At 55.8% G+C, this 14,373-nt stretch carries 13 protein-coding genes; 7 read left to right on the forward strand and 6 right to left on the reverse strand.

Annotation, left to right across the window (positions count from 1 at the left end):
- Positions 1 to 17: 17 nt before the first annotated feature.
- The 5 genes from rnc to phaR all read right to left on the reverse strand — a co-directional run bounded on the left by rnc (position 18) and on the right by phaR (position 4,902).
- On the reverse strand, positions 18 to 743 hold the full coding sequence (gene rnc, locus JQU52_RS13120) for a ribonuclease III (RefSeq protein WP_230338914.1): 726 nt from the start codon (positions 741 to 743) through the stop codon (positions 18 to 20).
- 368 nt (positions 744 to 1,111) lie between these two features.
- Positions 1,112 to 2,104, reverse strand: a complete 993-nt coding sequence (gene lepB, locus JQU52_RS13125) for a signal peptidase I (RefSeq protein WP_230338915.1) — start codon at positions 2,102 to 2,104, stop codon at positions 1,112 to 1,114.
- Positions 2,105 to 3,898: a translation elongation factor 4 gene (lepA, locus tag JQU52_RS13130; protein WP_230340593.1), complete on the reverse strand. Its 1,794-nt coding sequence runs from the start codon at positions 3,896 to 3,898 to the stop codon at positions 2,105 to 2,107.
- Between the two features lie 191 nt (positions 3,899 to 4,089).
- The gene (locus JQU52_RS13135; protein WP_230338916.1) at positions 4,090 to 4,347 is read right to left on the reverse strand and encodes a glutaredoxin family protein; all 258 of its coding nucleotides are present in this window, start codon (positions 4,345 to 4,347) and stop codon (positions 4,090 to 4,092) included.
- Positions 4,348 to 4,428: 81 nt separating this feature from the next.
- On the reverse strand, positions 4,429 to 4,902 hold the full coding sequence (phaR, locus tag JQU52_RS13140; RefSeq protein ID WP_230338917.1) for a polyhydroxyalkanoate synthesis repressor PhaR: 474 nt from the start codon (positions 4,900 to 4,902) through the stop codon (positions 4,429 to 4,431).
- Positions 4,903 to 5,165: 263 nt separating this feature from the next.
- Between phaR and JQU52_RS13145 the strand changes: the two genes are divergently transcribed.
- The 7 genes from JQU52_RS13145 to icd all read left to right on the forward strand — a co-directional run bounded on the left by JQU52_RS13145 (position 5,166) and on the right by icd (position 13,438).
- Positions 5,166 to 6,296, forward strand: coding sequence for a M14 family metallopeptidase (locus JQU52_RS13145; protein WP_230338918.1), 1,131 nt, complete (start codon positions 5,166 to 5,168; stop codon positions 6,294 to 6,296).
- Positions 6,297 to 6,725: 429 nt separating this feature from the next.
- The gene (locus JQU52_RS13150) at positions 6,726 to 7,580 is read left to right on the forward strand and encodes a CPBP family intramembrane glutamic endopeptidase (RefSeq protein ID WP_230338919.1); all 855 of its coding nucleotides are present in this window, start codon (positions 6,726 to 6,728) and stop codon (positions 7,578 to 7,580) included.
- Complete coding sequence (locus JQU52_RS13155) at positions 7,577 to 8,827, forward strand: BaiN/RdsA family NAD(P)/FAD-dependent oxidoreductase (protein ID WP_230338920.1); 1,251 nt, start codon at positions 7,577 to 7,579, stop codon at positions 8,825 to 8,827. Before JQU52_RS13150 ends, JQU52_RS13155 begins: the two co-directional genes overlap by 4 nt.
- Positions 8,828 to 8,945: 118 nt before the next feature.
- Complete coding sequence (locus JQU52_RS13160; protein ID WP_230338921.1) at positions 8,946 to 9,938, forward strand: lysozyme inhibitor LprI family protein; 993 nt, start codon at positions 8,946 to 8,948, stop codon at positions 9,936 to 9,938.
- A 72-nt stretch (positions 9,939 to 10,010) separates the two neighbouring features.
- Positions 10,011 to 11,078, forward strand: coding sequence for a DNA polymerase IV (dinB, locus tag JQU52_RS13165; RefSeq protein WP_230338922.1), 1,068 nt, complete (start codon positions 10,011 to 10,013; stop codon positions 11,076 to 11,078).
- Positions 11,075 to 12,091 carry a DUF4238 domain-containing protein gene (locus tag JQU52_RS13170; RefSeq protein ID WP_230338923.1) on the forward strand — a complete coding sequence of 339 codons (1,017 nt, stop codon included), beginning with the start codon at positions 11,075 to 11,077 and terminating at the stop codon, positions 12,089 to 12,091. The genes dinB and JQU52_RS13170 overlap by 4 nt, the downstream gene beginning before the upstream one ends.
- 108 nt (positions 12,092 to 12,199) lie before the next feature.
- Complete coding sequence (gene icd, locus JQU52_RS13175) at positions 12,200 to 13,438, forward strand: NADP-dependent isocitrate dehydrogenase (RefSeq protein WP_230338924.1); 1,239 nt, start codon at positions 12,200 to 12,202, stop codon at positions 13,436 to 13,438.
- Between the two features lie 91 nt (positions 13,439 to 13,529).
- Here icd and JQU52_RS13180 read toward each other — a convergent pair whose 3' ends face one another.
- The gene (locus JQU52_RS13180; protein WP_230338925.1) at positions 13,530 to 14,297 is read right to left on the reverse strand and encodes a sulfite exporter TauE/SafE family protein; all 768 of its coding nucleotides are present in this window, start codon (positions 14,295 to 14,297) and stop codon (positions 13,530 to 13,532) included.
- Positions 14,298 to 14,373: the final 76 nt, after the last annotated feature.

The following is a 14,373-nucleotide window of genomic DNA, read 5'->3' on the forward strand; positions in this document are numbered from 1 at the left end:
TTTTCAGGCAGCCTTTATTAAGGCTTTCGGCGGCTTTTTTTCAGCGCAAACTGTTGGTTAAACCATTGCAATGCGGCTTCGGCGGCGGTTTGTTCGGCTTCGCGGCGGCTGCCGCCTTGTGCTTGGGTTTCGTATCCCAGCTCGCCTAAGTCGCACGACACCACAAAACATTGCTCATGTGCTTCGCCACGCTGCTCGATAATGCGGTATTTGGGCACCGCCAAACGGCGCGCCTGCAAGGCTTCCTGCAAGCGGGTTTTGGCGTCTTTACCGCTGTCGCCGGGGTCGATGCTTTTGATGCGCTCGGCAAACAGGTTGCGCACGACCTTTTCAGCGCGGGCAAAGTCGGCATCAAAGCTGATGGCGGCAAACATGGCTTCCATGGCGTCGGCCAAAATCGAGGGGCGGCGAAAACCGCCGCTTTTCAATTCGCCCTGCCCCAGATACAGCGCATCGCCCACCTGCATTGCCAGCGCCATTTCGGCCAAGGTATCTTGGTTTACCAGATTGGCGCGCAGACGCGACAATTCGCCCTCGGAGAGTTTGGGAAAGGCCACAAACAGCATTTTGGCCACGGTGTAGTTGAGAATGGCATCGCCCACAAACTCGAAGCGCTCATTATTTTTGGCCGCAAAGCTGCGGTGGGTGAGCGCCTGTTTGAGTAAATCAAGCTGGAGAAATTCGTAGCCCAGCGCTTGCTGGAGATGACGCAAGGCAGCCGCCTTGCGCGGATCGGTTTTCATATCGTGCTTTCTTCAGGCAGCCTGAAGGCGTTTGCAAACGGCGGAAATGGCATTAAAGCAGTGTGCAAATGTCTTGGGGCTGAGGTTGTTTAATATTTGCTGCGGGCGAAGACTTAATGTCGGATTCAAGAATCCGGCCTACAACAGCCAGTTTTAAGGCTGCCTGAAAGATGGTTTTAGCATTCAGGCAGCCTTTAGAGCTTGTTCACAATCTTTTTTGTAGCGGATTTTAGTGCAGAAACGGGTGCAGGCAAGGCAAAAAGCACAGCCAAAGCCAGCTTTGGCGCGCATTTTTAACGCAGCATGTGCCTGTTTATGTGCTGAAAGCAGCACAATAAAAGATTGTGAACAGGCTCTTAGGTTCGATATCAACGGATTTGCGTGCCGATACGGCTCATATCGCCGAAGTTCATCCACACAAAAAAGGCTTTGCCCACCATCAGCTTGTCGTCCACAAAACCCCAGTAGCGCGAGTCTTCGCTGTTGTCGCGGTTGTCGCCCATCATAAAATACTGTCCGGCGGGCACGGTGCATTTAAAGCCGCTGCCGTCGGCCGCGTATTCGCATTGGTCGCGATAGGGGAAATTGGCACGCACGCCCTGCATCATCACCGGCGGCTGTTGCGGCATTTTCAGAATATCGAATGCATGTGCGCCCAAGGTTTCGCGGTATTGTTCGGCGTCAATTTGCACCGACCCCAAACCGGGCACCATTTCGGTGTAGTGGTAATAATCGGTGCTTTTATCGCTGTCGGCCACCGGCTGGCCGTTCACGCTCAGCATTTTGTCTTTGTATTCCACCGTGTCGCCGGGCAGACCCACCACGCGCTTGATGTAATTCACACGGGTGTTTTCCGGGTAGTTGAACACCGCCACATCACCGTGTTGTACGCTGCCGGTGTTAATCAACACATTATTCAGCACCGGCACGCGGATGCCGTAGGCGGATTTGTTGACCAAGATAAAGTCGCCCACCACTAGGCCGGGGCGCATGGAGCTAGAGGGGATTTGAAACGGCTCGGCCACAAAGGTGCGCAACACAAACACCACAGTAATGATGGGGAAAAAGCCGCTCATGTAATCGGTGAAATGATTATTGTCTTGCCCGCGCGGGTTGGCTTTGAGCTGTTTTTTGTGCCACAGCCACACCGCAAAGGTAAACACCACAAACAGCAGCAGCACGGCGGTGAAGCTCATGGCAAACGACAGCAGGCCGAACACGCCCACCATCATCAGCAAATAGCCCCATTGCAGCGCCCCGCTCCACTCGCCATTATCTTCGCGTTGTTTTTTACTCACCGCATACAGCACGATGCCGATAATCAGCGCCAATACGGCACCGGCCAACATGGTTGTAGGCATTTATTTGTCTCCCACCTGCAAAATCGCTAAAAACGCAGACTGTGGAATCTCCACATTGCCCACTTGTTTCATGCGCCGTTTACCGGCCTTTTGTTTTTCCAACAGCTTTTTCTTGCGCGTGATGTCGCCGCCATAGCACTTGGCCAATACGTTTTTGCGCAAGGCTTTCACGTTTTCGCGGGCGATAATCTGGCTGCCGATGGAAGCCTGCACGGCAATATCAAACATTTGCCGCGGAATCAGCTCGCGCATTTTCGCCGCCAGCTCGCGGCCGCGGTAAACCGAGTTTTGGCGGTGTACAATCAGGCTTAAGGCGTCTACTTTTTCGCCGTTCACCATAATATCAAGCTTAATCAAATCGGCTGCCTGAAACTCTTTAAACTCATAATCCAGCGAAGCATAGCCGCGTGAAGTGGATTTGAGCTTATCGAAGAAATCCATCACCACTTCGTTCATCGGCAAATCATAAGTGAGCATCACTTGGCGGCCCAAATACTGCATGTTTTGCTGAATGCCGCGTTTTTGGTTGCACAAGGTCATCACATTGCCCACATATTCTTGCGGCACCAAGATGGTGGCGGTAATGATGGGCTCGAAAATGGTGTCGATGCTGCCCAACTCTGGCAGCTTGGAAGGGTTTTCCACCTCAATTTTTTCGCCGCTTTTCAGCAGCACTTCATACACCACCGTGGGCGCGGTGGTGATTAAATCCATATCGAATTCGCGCTCCAGCCGCTCTTGCACGATTTCCAGATGCAGCAAGCCCAAAAAGCCGCAACGGAAACCAAAGCCCAGCGCTTGCGACACTTCCGGCTCGAATTTCAGCGAGGCGTCGTTCAGCTGCAGCTTTTCCAGTGCTTCGCGCAAGGCTTCGTAGTCGTGGCTTTCCACCGGATAGAGCCCGGCAAATACCTGCGACTGCACTTCTTGGAAGCCGGGCAGCGCTTCAGCGGCCGGATTGGCCACCAAGGTAACGGTGTCGCCCACTTTGGCCAAACCCAATTCCTTAATGCCGGTAATCAAAAAGCCCACTTCCCCGGCGCTTAATTCGGTTTTGGCCACCGATTTGGGCGTAAACACGCCCAATTGCTCCACTTGGGTTTCGGCGCGCGAGGCCATAAAGCGCACTTTGTCTTTCAGCTTGAGGCGGCCATCTTTAACGCGAATCAGCATCACCACGCCCACGTAGTTGTCAAACCACGAGTCAATCACCATCGCCTTTAAGGGCGCGTCGGCATCGCCTTGTGGCGGCGGCACTTTGGTGACAATTTCTTCCAGCACGTCTTCAATGCCCAGCCCGCTTTTGGCCGAGCAGGTCACCGCATCCACGGCATCAATGCCGATGATGTCTTCGATTTCCTGCGCCACGCGGTCGGGGTCGGCGGCGGGCAAGTCGATTTTGTTCAGCACCGGCACCACTTCCACCCCCAACTCGATGGCGGTGTAGCAGTTGGCCACGGTTTGCGCTTCCACGCCTTGCGAAGCGTCCACCACCAGCAGCGCGCCTTCGCAGGCCGACAGCGAGCGCGATACTTCATAGGAAAAGTCCACATGCCCCGGGGTGTCAATCAGATTGAGCAGATAGGTTTCGCCGTTGCGCGCCTTGTATTGCAAGGCGGCGGTTTGCGCTTTAATGGTGATACCGCGCTCTTTTTCGATGTCCATCGAATCGAGCACCTGCGCACTCATTTCGCGCATGTCCAGGCCGCCGGTAAACTGGATAAAGCGGTCGGCCAGCGTGGACTTGCCGTGGTCGATGTGGGCAATAATGGAAAAATTGCGGATGTGTTGCATAAATTCGGAAGCCATGGGAATGTGTCTGTGTACGCTATGATTTAAAATTCGGTTATTCGTATAGTGACACAGGCGGCCAACTAACGCTTTCAGGCAGCCTGTCAAAATTTAGGGCAAATAGCCGCGTATTTTAGCTGAAAAAACGGGCGCTTGCAGCACAATTCACCGCCACGCCCCACGCCGCCAATCTTTCAGCCGTTGCAAGGCACTATGCTGTGCTGCGCCAAAAATGCTTGCAACGCCGCTTCGTCTAAATGCCAATGGCAGATTTCCACCTCGCCATGCAGCAGCACCGGCACCAGCTCATTGTATTTGGCTTCCAGCGCCGCATCGGCATCCACGTCGACCACATCCAGCGCAAAACCATATTGCGCCTGATACGGCTGCAAGGCGGCCTGCATTTGATGGCATAGGCTGCAATATTCACGAAACATTAAGGTAAGCCGCATTAGATATCCTCAATCCAATAATAATAAAGGCTGCCTGAAACGCATATTTTGCTTTCAGGCAGCCTTTGTATTGACATAGATTTATTTGTCTTTGGGCACCACGCCCATGCTTTGCCAAAACTGCATCGACTGCTGCTGCAACTGCTTTTGCCATTCGGCCAAGCTGGGTGCCGCGCCGCCCATAGCAAAAGGGTTAAACCACGGCGTAGCACCTTTGGCTTGCGCCTGCGCCCGTTTTTGCCATTCTTGGAAAATCTTCATATTCTGCTCGAAAAACGGCGCCAACATCGATTGCGAAGTATGGCCGTATAAGCGGATAAACTGGTTTAACACATCATTGCTAAACAAAGGCGTGCTGCCCGCTTCTTCTTCCAGCAAAATCTGCAACAGCACTTGCCGGGTAAGGTCTTCGCCGGTTTTGGCATCCACCACTTCAATATCGTTGTATTCCAACACCATTTGTTTGACTTCGGCCACCGTAATGTAGCCACTGATGGCGGTGTCGTACAAACGGCGGTTGGGGTATTTTTTAATAATGCGTTTCTCAGCACTCATAATTTCACCTAAAGCTTGCCGGCAACAGCGCCGGGCGGTTTATCTTGCATTGCAGCAATTATTTATTGCAGCGCAGCATTGTTTTTACTGCATTGCACAAAGCGAAGTTTAGAGCATGTTCCCAAAACCCGCCAGCTTTAATAATATCGAAAACATTTTCAGGCAGCCTTAAATCCCGGTTTTATCCATCTTGCCATGCATAGCACAGCCCGGTAAAAAGCATTACAATAAGCCTGTTTTTTGCCCTCACCGAAAGCACAGCCATGCTGAAAATCAGCACCCAGTTTGACGGCGGCAATGTCGACATCATCGACATCACCGACCCCACCAATATGCAGCTGCAGCTGCCCTGCGACAACGCCTCCGATTTCAAACAATGGTTTTACTACCGCGTGCAGGGCGCGGCCTACCAAAACCTAACCATGCACTTTAGCAACGCGCATGAATCGGCTTTTCCCGGCGGCTGGCAACACTACGAAGCCATGTGCTCGTATGACCGCAGCAACTGGTTTCGCGTGGCCACCGAATACGAAAACGGCACCCTCACCATCCGCCACACCCCCTTGGCCAACAGCGTGTACTACGCCTATTTCGAGCCCTACAGCTACGAGCAGCATCTGAACCTGATTGGCGAAGCGCAAGGCAGCGGCCTGTGCCAAGTAGACGACTTAGGCAGCACCTTGCAAGGGCGCGATTTGAATCTGCTCACCATCGGCAACCAAGCCGCCAGCGATTTGAAAATCTGGATTACCGCACGCCAACACCCCGGCGAAACCATGGCCGAGTGGTTTATCGAAGGCTTTTTAAACCGCCTGCTCGACCACCAAGACCCCACCGCCCGCGCCCTGCTCGACCAAGCCACCTTCTATATTGTGCCCAATATGAACCCCGACGGCTCCGCCCTGGGCAATCTGCGCACCAACTACGCCGGTGCCAACCTCAACCGCGAATGGCAAAACCCCACCCTCGAATACAGCCCCGAAGTGTATTTTGTGCGCCAAAAAATGCACGAAACCGGCGTGGATTTATTTCTCGACATCCACGGCGATGAAGAAATCCCGTTTGTGTTTGTGGCCGGCACCGAAGGCGTGCCGTCTTACAACGAGCGTATTGCCGATTTAGAACAGCGCTTCAAAACCGCCTTTAAAGCCGCCAGCCCCGACTTCCAAGACGAGCACGGCTACGCCAAAGACGCGCCCGGCCAAGCCAACCTGGGCTTGGCCACACCCTATGTGGGCGAAACCTTCGGCTGCCTGGCTTACACCTTGGAAATGCCGTTCACCGACAACCACAACTGGCCGGACGACGATTTCGGCTGGAACGGCCAACGCAGCCTACGCTTGGGCGAAGCCGCCTTAAGCCCGATTCTGGCCGTGCTGCGGCATTTGCGTTAATGCGGTGGCTTATTTCGGCCTACCAATACCCACCAGACAAAACCCGCATAGGATGCGCCTTGGCGCATCCTTTTATTGCTAATTGATTAGAAATTACGCACCTGCTTGTACAAGGCTGCCTGAAACCTTGACACTAAGGCGCCCGTTGCACCTGCGCAGGCAGGTGCCCAGCTCAAAGCATCGCTTTGATTTCTACAAAGCCAGATGGCCTGTTGAAATCGACTTATGGCTGATTAAAAACTTGAAGCCTTGCTTCAGACTGGACACCTGCCTGCGCAGGTGCGACATACACAGACTGCTGCCTAAAATGTAAAACCGTCATTGCGGAATTTGATTTTGTACGAATGATGGGCTTCAGGCAGCCTTGCACAAGCAAGTATGCCACCTCAGCCATCACCATTAACCCTTTTTCAGGCAGCCTCCAACCCCATGAATACCACCACACCCCTGCCCTCCGCCTACCCCCAACGCTGGCAATCGCTCAATCTCTCCTGGTGGCGGCCATGGCTGGCGCTGTTGTTATTGATACTGCTGTTTGCCGCTACTTATGGCGCGCTGGCCTTGTTGCTGGCGATATGGCCGTTGCCGACACCAGCGCCGTTGGGGCTGTTGTTGGCGGTGTTATTGGCGCCGCTGGTGGCGTTGGTGCCGGTTACGCGGCTGGCGGTGCGTTGGGGTTTGGGGCAAGGCGGCGGCTTGATGGATGCGCCTACGCGGCGCTTTCGCTGGCGCTGGGCGCTGTGTGCTTTGGGCGTGAGTGTAGTACTGTTTTTACCGATGTTGGCCATCGAAATGCTGTGGCTCAACCCGGCACCGCTTCGGCCGGAGCCAAACTTATTCGGGCTGGCGCTGTTTTTATTGCTGCTGGTGCCTTTTCAAGCCGCCGGTGAAGAATATCTGTTTCGCGGCTTTTTAAGCCAATTTATCGGCCAGTGGCTGCGTTCGCGCCGGTGGGTATTTTGGCTGCCGCTGCTGCTCACTTCTTTGCTGTTTGCCTTGGTGCACGGCCAGCAAGATTTGCCCTTGTTTCTCACCCGCTTCGGCTTGGGCGCGGTGTTTTTCTGGCTCACTTGGCACAGCGGCGGGCTGGAAGCAGCCATTGCCTTGCATGCGGCCAGCAATCTGTTGGCGTTTGCCCAATCGCTGCTTACCGGCACTACCTTGAGTGCCTTATTCAGCAGCGAAGTGGATTGGCGGCTGGCCTTGATGCAGCTGCTGGCCAGCGCCGCCATTGCCGTGCTGTTGGTGCGCTTGCAACACCGCCATCGGAAAGCCGCAGCATGACTATCTTTGCCCCCGATGATGTATTGGTGTTGGGCGCCGGTGCCGCCGGCATGATGTGCGCCGCACAAGCAGGCCAGGCCGGTTTGCGGGTGCGCCTCATTGATCACGCCAGCAAAATCGGCGAGAAAATCCGTATCTCCGGCGGCGGGCGCTGCAATTTCACCAACACCCATCTGAACGGCCACGACGGCGCGGCTTATTTTGTGTCGCAACAGCCGCGCTTTGTGCGCCACGCCCTCTCCCGCTACCACGCCGGTGATTTTGTGCAGCTATTGGCACGCCACGGCATTGAATGGCAGGAAAAACACCGCGGCCAATTATTCTGTCGCCACTCGGCCACCGACATCATCGCCCTGTTGCAGCGCGAATGCGCTCAAGGACAAGTGCAATGGCACACCGGCACGCGCATTTTGTCCGTTGATTACCGCAACAATCTGTATCAAGTGCACACCGAGCAAGATTGTTTTCAGGCAGCCGCTTTAGTGGTGGCCACCGGCGGCTTGGCCGCACCCGCCATTGGTGCCAGCGGCTTCGGCTACGAGCTGGCCAAACAATTCGGCCACAGCATCATCACCCCGCAAGCGGCTTTGGTGCCGTTGCGCTTTGAGCATTGGCAAAGCCATGGCTTCGACGCACTGGCAGGCGTGGCTTTGCCGGTGGCCGTGCGTTGCGGCAGCGGCAAGCAGGCGATGGTGTTCGAAGAAGATTTGCTGTTCCGCCACAAAGGCCTTAGCGGCCCGGCCATTTTGCAAATTTCCAGCTACTGGCAGCCGGGGCAAACACTGAGCATCGATTTATGCCCGCAGCTGGATTTGGCCGCTGCCCTGTGCCGTGGCAAGCACGGCCAAAAAATCCGCCTCGACACCGCCCTGCATCAATTGGCACCCCAGCTGCCCAAACGCCTGATTGACTTTTGGCTGGCACAAGCACCGTTTGCCGCGCTGGCCAAACAGCGCTGGGCCGATATTGCCGACCATCATTTGAATGCATTGGCGTACAGCCTCAAACACTGGCAAGTGCTGCCCAGCGGCCACGACGGCCACAAAAAAGCCGAAGTCACCCGCGGCGGCGTGAACGTGGCCGAAATCGACCCCAAAACCATGGCCAGCCGCTTGCAGCCGGGGCTGTATTTTATCGGCGAAGTGATGGACATCACCGGCTGGTTGGGCGGCTATAATTTCCAGTGGGCATGGTCGTCTGCCGTGTGCGCAGCGCGCGCATTGGCGGCGCAAAGCACGCATTTGTAAACACGATTTTTTACATAAAATCACCTGCTTTGTTTTTCAGGCAGCCTTTAACATCCTCAACACCCACCGTTTTTTTGTTATCATGGCCGCTGTTTTTTATCGAATTAAAGGGCAAACCATGAACTACCGCATCTTGCTGGCAGCCACCCTCGGCGCACTGGCACTGGGCGCCTGCTCCAAAGACAAACCCGCGGCGGCGCTGAACTGTAGCGACCCCACCGTGGCCATCGCCGTACAACAACAGCTACAGCAAGCCATCACCCAAAGCGCACGCCAATTTGCCCAAACCGACAGCCGCCAGTTTATCGACGCCGATAAAATCATTGCCGCCGTCAGCCAGCTCAGCGTCAGCCTGGCCGATGCCAAAGAAGACAGCAGTGGCAGCAAAGCCATGTGCAGCGCCCAGCTCAACATCACCGTGGCCGCCGACACCTGGCAGCAAGCCCAAGCCAACACCCCCATCCTCTATCCGCAACAGCAATTGTCGGCAATACTGCAAGGCCAGCTTGCCGGCAGCAATGTACACATCAACGGCAGCACCTTCAGCCAGCCCTTGCGCTATCTGCCCGCTGCCCCGGCGGCTTCCGGCACCGGCGCACTGGAAATCGAAGCGCCCGGCGTGGCACAGCTAAGCCACATTCTCACCAATGCGCTGCTGCCCTACGGTGTGAAAGACACACTCATCATCAACGGCAAACCCTACAGCCGCACCGAAGCCTTGGCATTTATCAACAACCCCAACGCCGCCCACCCCGAAACCTTAAGCCCAGAAGCCGCCATGGCCAGCGCCATCCTCAACGGTGCGGGCTTGCCGCCGCAAGACACTCCGCCTGCGCAAGAAGTCGCTCCATCGGCCAACGAATTGCAGCAAGCACAAGACAACAACCGCAATGCCAACAACAGCATCAACCAACTGTGGCGCAATATGGACGACATGGTGCGCGGCGAATTGCAAAACGAGCAACAGCAATGGGTAAGCCGTAAAGAGCGCCAATGCAGCGAAGCCGCCGCCAAAGGCAGCGGTGTGCAAGCCGACTACCTGCGCTTGCAATGTGACACCCGCCTCACCAACGAACGCATCAACTACCTGCGCGGCTTTAGTGTGCCGTAAGAGCCTGTATCAGCGCTTTCAGGCAGCCTTGTATCGTGCACAGGCTGCCTGAAACCACATAAAGCCCGCACCATGCGCAAAATCATCCACATCGATATGGACGCCTTTTACGCCGCCGTGGCGCTGCGCGAGCGCCCCGACTTGCGCGACCAGCCGGTGGTGGTGGCATGGGACGGCCCACGCTCGGTAGTTTGCGCCGCCTCTTATCCCGCCCGCCGCTATGGCCTGCGTTCGGCCATGGCGGTGGCCACCGCCAAACGGCTGTGCCCGCACGCCGTTTTTTTGCCGCCGGATTTCAACCAATACCGCGCCGTATCGGCGCAAATCCACACCATTTTTGCCCGCTACACCGCTCTTATCGAGCCCTTGTCGCTAGACGAAGCCTATCTGGACGTAACCGATTATCAAGGCAATCTGCCCTACGCGCGCGACATCGCCCGCGCCATCCGCGCCGACATCCGCCGCGAAACCGGCCTCACCGCCTCCGCCGGCATCGCACCGAATAAATTTCTGGCCAAAATCGCTTCCGACTGGCGCAAGCCCGACGGCCAATTCGTGATTGCCCCGGCGCAAATATTGGCGTTTCTGGCCGACTTGCCGGTAGGCAAAATCCCCGGTGTGGGTAAGGTTACCCAGCAAAAAATGCAGGCTTTAGGCTGGCACACCGTGGGCGCACTGGCCACCGCCGAGCGCGCCGAATTGGTGTTTCACTTTGGCCGCTGGGGCCACCGCCTCTACGACTTGGCGCGCGGCCACGACGAGCGCCCGGTAGAAGCCCGGCACACGCGCCAGCAAATTTCCACCGAAATCACCCTGCCGCAAGACGAAACCCTCAGCCGCATTGGCCGCCACCTGCCCGCACTGGCCGCCGAATTGGCCGCGCAAATGCAACGCCGCCGCTATCACGGCAGCTGCGTTACCCTCAAACTCAAAAACACCGATTTTCAAATCCGCACCCGCTCGCAAACCTTCTCCACCCCGCTGGCCGATGCCGCCGCCCTGCTGCAAGCGGCACAGCAATTGCTGGCCCGCATCAACACCCATGATGCCGCCTACCGCTTAATCGGCCTGGGCATCAGCCACCTGAGCGACCAGCAACGCCAAGCTGCCTTATGGCAGGAAACCGAAAGCGCCATATGAGCCGCTCCTCCACCCCCTTGCCTTATGTGCTATTGCACGAAGCCATTGACGACGATATCCGCCGCGCCGTGCTGGCTGCCAATCCCACCCAAAACCACCATTTTATCGCCCAGGCCGAGCAGCGCCAGTTTGCCTTCAACACCGAAGTCAACCCGCAAAACCAAAATGTGTATCGCTGGCCGCTGCGCGCACACCAATTACAATCGGCAGACAGTGTGAACATTGAGCATAGTCTGGGCGCACACAACCTCTACACCTTATGCTTTATCGACAATTCGGCCAAACAATACAATCTGGAAAGCTGGTTCAACCGCTATGAAAGCGGCCTGGAAGCGCATATAGCGCAGCTGCGCGCCCTAGCGGCACCAACGGCAGCCAGCGACGGTATCCGTGCGGTATTAAAACTGAAACTGCTCAGCCTGCTGCGCAATCCGTATAACCGCCAGCACTGGTTTTGCCGTCATCTGCACCGCCTCTATCTGCCATCAGACAACACCCCAGCCACCGATTTTCTCACCCTCATCCGCCAGCGCCCCGATGTGGAACACCCGCTGCGCAAGCGCCAGTTTGGCTGGCACACTGGCGAATACGCACCGTGGCTGGCCGCACTTTACGGCATGATGTGCGACAGCGATTGTGCGCCCTCCCGCTTTGAACACATACTGGCCGCCTTGCTGGCACCGCCCGATGCGATAACACTGCGCTTATACCGCTATACGCACGGCCAATGCCTGTTTGCCGATTGCGGCTTTGCCATCCAGGCCGACACACAGCACATCCGCATTGCTTTTGGTGTGGCGGCCGATATGTTTTTATTGCTGCAAATCGCCCAGCCGCACTGGCAGGCACTGGCAAACACCGCTGCCTCCGCCTGCCCACTGCCATCACCGCCAACCCTCACACTGATTGACAACGATCACCTGCAACGGCAAACCTATAACCGCCTGTGCCTGGCACAAGCACGGCAAGCGGTCTACGGCAAAAGTGCCCACGCAGACGATTATCTGCTTTGAACCTTGCAGCCCCTAGCGCAAACACTCAAAATCAAGCATAATTCATGCGTTTGGCCACGGTGTTTTGTGGCCATTTATCAGAAAATAACCATCATCACAGGAGACGCCATGAGTCACATTAAAGTACCTGCCGAAGGCCAGAAAATCGTTCCGGGTCAAGCCGTGCCCAACAATCCGATTATTCCGTTTATCGAAGGCGACGGCATCGGCATCGACATTACCCCGGTGATGAAAGACGTGATTGACGCAGCAGTGGCCAAAGCCTACGGCGGCGAGCGCAAAATCCACTGGATGGAAGTATTTGCCGGCGAAAAAGCCACCCGCGTGTATGGCGACAACGTTTGGCTGCCTGAAGAAACCCTGCAAGCGCTGAAAGACTACAGCGTATCCATCAAAGGCCCGATGACCACCCCCGTGGGCGGCGGCATCCGCTCGCTCAACGTGGCCTTGCGCCAAGAGCTCGACCTCTACCAATGCCTGCGCCCGGTACGCTACTTCAATGGCGTGCCCTCACCGCTGAAAGACCCGAGCCAAACCGACATGGTTATCTTCCGTGAAAACACCGAAGACATCTACGCCGGCATCGAATGGGAAGCCCAAAGCGACGACGCCAAAAAAATCATCGCCTTTTTGCAAAACGACATGGGCGTGAAGAAAATCCGCTTCCCCAACACCTCCGGCATCGGCATCAAGCCTATTTCCATTGAAGGCACCGAGCGCCTGGTGCGCGCTGCTATCCAATACGCCGTCGACCACGACCGCGACAGCGTGACCATTGTCCACAAGGGCAATATCATGAAATACACCGAAGGCGGCTTCCGCGACTGGGCTTATGCCTTGGCGCAAAAAGAATTCGGTGCCACCGTAATCGGCGCCGGCCCTTGGTGTGAATTCAAAAACCCCAAAACCGGCAAAACCATCACCGTAAAAGACGCCATTGCCGACGCTTTCTTGCAGCAAATCCTGCTGCGCCCGGCCGAATACGATGTGATTGCCTGCTGCAACCTCAACGGCGACTACATCTCCGATGCCTTGGCCGCACAAGTGGGCGGCATCGGCATTGCCCCGGGTGCCAACATCTCCGACGTGTATGCCGTATTTGAAGCCACCCACGGCACCGCGCCCAAATACGCCGGCCAAGACAAGGTTAACCCCGGCTCGCTGATTTTGTCGGCCGAAATGATGTTGCGCTACATGGGCTGGACCGAAGCGGCTGATTTGGTGATTGCCTCTATGGAAAAAGCCATCGGCGACAAACAGGTTACCTACGACTTTGCCCGCCTAATGGACGGCGCCAACGAAGTTTCCTGCTCCGCCTTCGGCCAAGCCATGATTGAACGCATGTAAACACGGTGTAGCCATAAAAAAGGCTGCCTGAAACTTTCAGGCAGCCTTTTTGTATTTTCAATCAAGCCATTCGGCCAAATTCACTAATCCCTTATTGCTGCCACAACTCCCAGCCAAAGCGCCCAATCATCACACACAGCAGCACCATAAAGCCGTAGCGCAGCCAGCGGCTACCGCCCTTGATGGCCAAACGTGCACCCACCATGCCGCCGCACAAATTGGCCGCCGCCAAGGGCAAAGCCCATGCCCAGATGATGTGGCCGTGCGGCACAAAAAACGACAGTGCCGCCAAGTTGGTGGTGAGGTTGATGATTTTGGACGAGGCAATGGCGGTAAGAAAATCAAACGCATAAAAGCGCACATAAATAAACGCCAGCAAGCTACCGGTGCCGGGGCCGAAAATGCCGTCGTAAAAGCCGATTAAAGCGCCAAACAGCAAGCCCAGTGCGGTTTCTTTGCGGCTCAGCTGCGTGGTGCGCGCCACTTGGCCGAGGTCTTTTTTGCAAAAGGTGTACAACATCATTACCACCAGAATCACCAAAATAGCCGGTTTCATCCACTCGGTGGGGATATAGGCCACCAATTTGGCACCCAAATAGGAAAACACAAACGCCAGCAATGCGGCAGGCAGCAGCATTTTCCACGGCACCGGCAAGCGGCGCACAAACTGGATGGTGGCCATCAATGTGCCATTGGCCGAAGCAAATTTATTGATGCCCATAATGCTGGGCACGCTGGTGCTGGCGGGCAAAGCGTTGAATAAGGCCGGAATTTGCAGTAAACCGCCGCCGCCCACCGCCGCATCCATCAGCCCGGCGGCAAAGCCGATACACAATAACCAGATTAAATGGGCGTCCATAAGCAGGCTTTTATTGATTAACTGAAGATACGCTCTTGTATAAAGCACAGTCATTTACAAACTATTTTGTTCAGAC

This window comes from Paralysiella testudinis (assembly GCF_016894345.1).
Taxonomy (GTDB): Bacteria; Pseudomonadota; Gammaproteobacteria; order Burkholderiales; family Neisseriaceae; genus Paralysiella; species Paralysiella testudinis.

Coding starts and splice junctions, on each gene's coding strand:
- lepB (WP_230338915.1), bottom strand. CDS start 2,104: ATGCCTACAACCATGTTGGCCGGTGCCGTATTGGCGCTGATTATCGGC.
- JQU52_RS13160 (WP_230338921.1), top strand. CDS start 8,946: ATGAACTACCGCATCTTGCTGGCAGCCACCCTCGGCGCACTGGCACTG.
- JQU52_RS13170 (WP_230338923.1), top strand. CDS start 11,075: ATGAGCCGCTCCTCCACCCCCTTGCCTTATGTGCTATTGCACGAAGCC.
- JQU52_RS13150 (WP_230338919.1), top strand. CDS start 6,726: ATGAATACCACCACACCCCTGCCCTCCGCCTACCCCCAACGCTGGCAA.
- lepA (WP_230340593.1), bottom strand. CDS start 3,898: ATGCAACACATCCGCAATTTTTCCATTATTGCCCACATCGACCACGGC.
- JQU52_RS13145 (WP_230338918.1), top strand. CDS start 5,166: ATGCTGAAAATCAGCACCCAGTTTGACGGCGGCAATGTCGACATCATC.
- JQU52_RS13155 (WP_230338920.1), top strand. CDS start 7,577: ATGACTATCTTTGCCCCCGATGATGTATTGGTGTTGGGCGCCGGTGCC.
- icd (WP_230338924.1), top strand. CDS start 12,200: ATGAGTCACATTAAAGTACCTGCCGAAGGCCAGAAAATCGTTCCGGGT.
- rnc (WP_230338914.1), bottom strand. CDS start 743: ATGAAAACCGATCCGCGCAAGGCGGCTGCCTTGCGTCATCTCCAGCAA.
- dinB (WP_230338922.1), top strand. CDS start 10,011: ATGCGCAAAATCATCCACATCGATATGGACGCCTTTTACGCCGCCGTG.
- JQU52_RS13135 (WP_230338916.1), bottom strand. CDS start 4,347: ATGCGGCTTACCTTAATGTTTCGTGAATATTGCAGCCTATGCCATCAA.
- JQU52_RS13180 (WP_230338925.1), bottom strand. CDS start 14,297: ATGGACGCCCATTTAATCTGGTTATTGTGTATCGGCTTTGCCGCCGGG.
- phaR (WP_230338917.1), bottom strand. CDS start 4,902: ATGAGTGCTGAGAAACGCATTATTAAAAAATACCCCAACCGCCGTTTG.